The following is a 3,892-nucleotide window of genomic DNA, read 5'->3' as shown; positions in this document are numbered from 1 at the left end:
TCCAATGTCTGGAAATAGCTCGCGCAGGCATAGTGTCCCATGGCCTCACCGGCTATCTGATGCTGAATGTCTTCCGTGATGCTGAACGAGATGACCGGCAATACACTGGCATCGAATCCCGCCGCATGAAATTGACGGAAAAAGGCCAGATTGCTGTCGCCATTCAGTGTATTGAAGATCACGTCGGGGCGCAGGGCGCGAATTTTGCCCATCAAATCCGTGAAGTCTTCACCACCCAGAGGGATATAGTGGTCGCCGATGACCTCGCCCCCATTGGCGCGCATCAAGCTGGCCATCAGGAGGTTGGCCGTCCTCGGAAAGACGTAATCGGAACCGACCAGCAGACAACGTCGCCAACCCCTCGCCAGCGCCCAGTGCACGGACGGATTGATCTGCTGGTTCGGGCAGCTTCCGCCATAAATGACGTGTTGGCTTTGCTCCAGGCCTTCATACTGGACCGGGTACCAGAGCAGGGAGCCGGCTCGCTCGATTTCAGGCTGAATAGCCTTGCGCGAGGCGGAAGTCCAGCAACCGAACAGGGTTGCAACATGGTCATCATTGAGGAGTTTTCTGGCCTGATACGCAAATGCCTCAGGATCTGACGCACCATCCGCTACACACGGCTTGAGTTGTCGCTTCAGCACCCCGCCTTGCGCATTGATTTCTTCTACCGCGAGCAGCGCGGCATTTACCAGGGGGCGTTCACTCGATGCCATGGTTCCCGTCAGGGAATGCAGAATGCCTATTTTTAGTTCATGCATGATGAGTGCATAGCAACATACTGTTGCTTGGACACGCCCTCCTCAACAAATTAATACCCTATATAGTCAATTTGGCTCACTTATCCTACTTATCAAATTCCCCTTGCTTGGTGATGTAAAGTGATTCTTTAGTATAGGGATGGTGGAGATGACTGCATGGATGCTGGAGGTACGAGTCCAGGGAAGGACGAGGTAGAGCGAAGCAGGAAGCCAGAACCGAAGGCAACGCAGGGAGCAGTTGTCGAGGGAGGCCGCTCTCGGCATCCTGCCTCTCGCGGCACTCGCACCTCTATGTGCATCGGGATTGGGTCGCTGGCGCTCCCCGTTTCTCGGCCTGCGGCCTCGTGATCGAACCCACATTTTCTAATGGTAATGAAGGTTCGAACCCCGACTCCAAAAAGAAAACCGCCTCGCAAGAGCAAAGACTGATCAAATGGAGGGATTGACTCGGGCCATCCATGGCCCTCGCCCTCCGGGCGTCGGCCTGGCCGACGTCCAAATCGGCTTTCCTGCCGATTTGTCGAACCCACATTTTCTAATGGTAACGAGGGTTCGAACCCCGACCACAAAAACAAAAAAGGCCCCACAAGGGGGCCTTTTCGTTTTTGGCGGAGAGGGAGGGATTCGAACCCTCGTTACGGGGTTACCGTAAACACGATTTCGAGTCGTGCGCTTTCAACCGCTCAGCCACCTCTCCATCGCTGATTTCGGGCCGGAACGGCCCGCCGGCCGCCCGTTTCCGGGCGACGGGACCGCGCATTCTACTACAAATTCACTTTTTGGCGGATTCTTTGAATCCCGTCACAGTCAAACCCACCGGGTAGGTTAAAATTTTTACAGTTCCCCCAGGGTTGAGGTCGTTTTGCGATTCAGGTTGTCAGATTTTGGTCTCCGGCAGTGGCTTGAACTGGCCGGCATCGTGATCACCCTCGCGGTGCTCGCGATCTATGTTTTCCGGCCGGAAAACGAGCTGCAGCAGATCAAGTCGCGCGGCTATCTGACCGTGGTCACCCGCAACAGCCCAACCACCTATTACCTGGGCCCGGACGGGCCCGCCGGCTTCGAATACGACCTGGTGAGAGCATTTGCCGATCATCTGGGGGTCAAGCTCCGGATCGTGGTGCCGGACAGCTTTGCCGACATCCTGCCCATGGTGGAATCGGGCCGGGCCGACATCGCCGCCGCGGGCATCACGGTGACGCCGGAACGTGCCAAACACGTGCGTTTCGGCCCCAGCTACCAGAACATCACCCAGCAGGTGGTGTATCGGGTGGGTGCCGGCCGCAAGGCCCCCAAAGACGTCAAGGATCTGATCGGCAAATCCATCGAGGTGGTGGCCGGCAGCAGCCACGCGGCCCGCTTGCGGGAGCTCAAGAAAAAATACCCCAAGCTCGCCTGGAAGTCGGTGGACGACGTGGACAGCAGCGAGCTGATGTATCGCGTCTGGCAGTCCCTGATCGACTACACCATCGCCGATTCCAACGACGTGATCCTCACGCGCCGCTTCCTCCCCGCCCTGCAGGTGGCATTCGATCTGACCAAACCCCAGAAGCTGGCCTGGGCCTTTCAGCTCAAGTCCGACGACACCAGCCTGTACGACGCGGCGAAAGCGTTTTTCCAGCAGCTTCAGGACGACGGAACCCTGACCCAGATCACCGAACGCTATTACGGCCATGCCGACAACCTGGACTTCGTGGGCACGCGGGTCTATCTGCGCCATGTGGCGGAGCGTCTGCCGGAGTTCGAGAACCTGTTCAAACAGACGGCGAAAAAGGTCGGCATGGACTGGCGTCTGCTGGCGGCGATCAGCTATCAGGAATCGCACTGGCGCCCTTCGGCCATTTCCCCGACCGGCGTGCGCGGTCTGATGATGCTGACCCAGACCACGGCCGGACAGCTCGGGATCGACAACCGCCTGGACCCGCGCCAGAGCGTGATGGGCGGGGCCGAGTACTTCATGCATATCAAGGCGCGGATTCCGGACGATATTCCGGAGCCGGATCGCACCTGGATGGCGCTGGCCGCCTACAACGTGGGGCTGGGGCATCTGGAGGATGCACGCAAGATCACCGAGGCGCGCGGTGGCGACCCGGACAAGTGGATCGACGTGATGAAAAACCTGCCGCTACTGGCCAGCCGCAAGTGGTACCGCAAGACCCGCTACGGCTATGCGCGCGGCTGGGAGCCGGTGCAGTACGTGCAGAACATTCGCAGCTACTACGACATCCTGGTCTGGTACGAAGAACGCAACAAGAACCCGACCAATCCGAATATTGAGGCGATCTACAACACCATCCCGCCCGGTATCTGACACTTAACGCCGGGCGCGGAAAAAGGCCTTGAGCAGTCCGGCGGCCTCGTCTTCCAGCACCCCGCCCGTGACCTCCATACGGTGGTTGTAGCGCCCCATCGACTGCAGGTCGATCATGCCGCCCACAGCGCCAGTCTTGGGATCAGGCGCCGCATACACCAGCCGTTGCACCCGGGCATGCAGCATCGCGCCCAGGCACATGGTGCAGGGTTCGAGCGTGACGTAAAGCGTGGCGTCGGGCAGACGGTAGTTGCCCAGCGCCTGCGCCGCGGCGCGCAGGGCGACGATTTCGGCGTGTGCGGTCGGATCGTGCGTGCCAATGGGCCGGTTCCAGCCTTCGGCAATGACGGCACCGTCCTTGACGAGGACCGCACCCACCGGCACCTCCCCTTCCGCCTCGGCACGGCGGGCGAGTTCCAGGGCGCGGCGCATCCACTGCTCGTCGGCCGAGTCAGGGGTGGGGATGGAGGCGTCCGGCTGTTCCTCGCTGCCCCTCATGCCGTCCCTCTTATTCCCACTCGATGGTGGCCGGCGGCTTGCCCGAGATATCGTAGGTGACGCGCGAGATGCCGCGCACCTCGTTGATGATGCGGCGCGAAACGTTGTCGAGGAAGTCATAGGGCAGATGCGCCCAGCGCGCGGTCATGAAGTCCACGGTCTCCACCGCGCGCAAGGCGATGACGTAGTCGTAGCGACGGCCGTCGCCCATCACGCCGACCGACTTCACCGGCAGGAAAACCGCGAAGGCCTGAGAGACCTTGTCGTACAGCTCGTGTTTGCGCAGCTCGCTGATGAAGATGTCGTCCGCCTCGCGCAGCAG

Annotated in this window: 4 protein-coding genes and 1 tRNA gene; 1 reads left to right on the top strand and 4 read right to left on the bottom strand. The window is 60.3% G+C overall.

The genetic code is table 11. From position 1 onward, the window contains the following. Together P8Y64_14005 and P8Y64_14000 are read right to left on the bottom strand one after the other, a co-directional pair. The coding region (locus tag P8Y64_14005) for a transporter substrate-binding protein (GenBank protein MEJ2061569.1) at positions 1–761 on the bottom strand (761 nt) is incomplete at its 3' end. Between the two features lie 606 nt (positions 762–1,367). Then, positions 1,368–1,458 (bottom strand) — tRNA-Ser (locus tag P8Y64_14000). 177 nt (positions 1,459–1,635) lie between these two features. Between P8Y64_14000 and mltF the strand changes: the two genes are divergently transcribed. Further along, positions 1,636–3,072: a membrane-bound lytic murein transglycosylase MltF gene (gene mltF, locus P8Y64_13995; GenBank protein MEJ2061568.1), complete on the top strand. Its 1,437-nt coding sequence runs from the start codon at positions 1,636–1,638 to the stop codon at positions 3,070–3,072. 3 nt (positions 3,073–3,075) lie between these two features. Here mltF and tadA read toward each other — a convergent pair whose 3' ends face one another. After that, positions 3,076–3,570 carry a tRNA adenosine(34) deaminase TadA gene (gene tadA / locus P8Y64_13990; GenBank protein MEJ2061567.1) on the bottom strand — a complete coding sequence of 165 codons (495 nt, stop codon included), beginning with the start codon at positions 3,568–3,570 and terminating at the stop codon, positions 3,076–3,078. A 10-nt stretch (positions 3,571–3,580) separates the two neighbouring features. Next, positions 3,581–3,892 (bottom strand): GMP synthase (glutamine-hydrolyzing) (locus P8Y64_13985; protein ID MEJ2061566.1); only part of this gene is annotated, 312 nt, incomplete at its 5' end.

Source organism: Gammaproteobacteria bacterium, assembly GCA_037388465.1.
GTDB lineage: Bacteria > Pseudomonadota > Gammaproteobacteria > SpSt-1174 > SpSt-1174 > JARRKE01.
The sequence above is the reverse complement of the archived record's forward strand: the minus strand, read 5'-3'. Positions and strand labels throughout refer to the sequence as shown.

Excerpts from the sequence above, each read along its gene's own strand:
- tadA (MEJ2061567.1), bottom strand. The coding sequence starts at position 3,570 with ATGAGGGGCAGCGAGGAACAGCCGGACGCCTCCATCCCCACCCCTGAC.